Source organism: Microvirga pakistanensis, from assembly GCF_004458765.1.
Lineage (GTDB): Bacteria > Pseudomonadota > Alphaproteobacteria > Rhizobiales > Beijerinckiaceae > Microvirga > Microvirga pakistanensis.
In genome coordinates this window covers 1-223 of sequence record NZ_SPJX01000145.1, presented here as the reverse complement: position 1 = coordinate 223, position 223 = coordinate 1, and the positions used below count along the sequence as shown (strand labels likewise).

At 68.2% G+C, this 223-nt stretch carries 1 pseudogene; it reads right to left on the bottom strand.

Features of this window, described 5'->3' with window-relative positions:
* A pseudogene (locus E4K09_RS04650) lies at positions 1-223 on the bottom strand (bifunctional DNA-formamidopyrimidine glycosylase/DNA-(apurinic or apyrimidinic site) lyase); the annotation flags it as partial.

Genomic DNA, 223 nt, shown 5'->3' with positions numbered 1-223 from the left:
GCGCGCCTGCCAGCGAAGAGCCGGGCGATGGCCTCGCCCGAGAGTTCGTTGCCGAGGGGCTCGATGCCCATGCCGGCAAAATGCCGGCAGGTTTCGATCCCGGAGCGGGGAACGAGGTCCATGAAGCCGAAGCGGCGGGCGTCGTTGTAGGTGACGCTGGCTCCGTTCGACAGCGCGAAGACCACGTGATCGTGGGCGCCCAAGCCCCCATGCTCGTGGTGGA